The organism is Vibrio sp. 10N.222.48.A3 (genome assembly GCF_041475345.1).
GTDB classification, from domain to species: Bacteria; Pseudomonadota; Gammaproteobacteria; order Enterobacterales; family Vibrionaceae; genus Vibrio; species Vibrio tasmaniensis_A.
Genome location: NZ_JBFRVX010000736.1, coordinates 1 through 557 on the forward strand (window position 1 = coordinate 1; position 557 = coordinate 557).

The 557-nt window shown below is 43.8% G+C and carries 1 pseudogene; it reads right to left on the bottom strand.

The features are described 5' to 3' along the window. Nucleotides 1–16 precede the first annotated feature (16 nt). A pseudogene (locus AB4653_RS19165) lies at nt 17–557 on the bottom strand (lauroyl-Kdo(2)-lipid IV(A) myristoyltransferase); the annotation flags it as partial.

Consider the following 557-nt stretch of genomic DNA (forward strand, 5'->3'; position numbering starts at 1 on the left):
TATACCCATATGTAGGTTAATAACCCACATATGGGTCTTGTCCGTTCCTACGTGTTTTTAATAACTTTAAAATCCACATGTACTGCTCAGGTTTCGGATTAACAAAACCTTCAACGACTTCATTCATTGCCCTAGCGTCTTGATGTTCATCGCCGGATAACTCAATGGGTGCTTTGATTTCAATTTCGTATTTACCCGTCTCAATATTATAGCTGGCAAAGGTTGGAACGATCTTCGCTCGGCTTACTTTTGCTAGTTTTCCTAGTCCGGGCAAGGTTGCTTTTTCAGTCGCAAAGAAATCTGAGAATACACTTTGCTCTGGGCCATGGTCTTGATCTGGCAGGTAATATCCCAAGTAGCCATCTTTGACTGATTTGATAAAAGGCTTAATGCCTCCACTGCGATCATAAACTCGTCCGCCATACTGAACTCTTTGCTTGTGCATGAGCAAATCGGTCAGAGGGTTTTTCTGGCTATTTGCCATCGCAGAAACGGGCAAGCCTCTTGAAGCTAAAAGGATAGCCGGAATGTCGATGCACCAAGAGTGAGGTACGAGC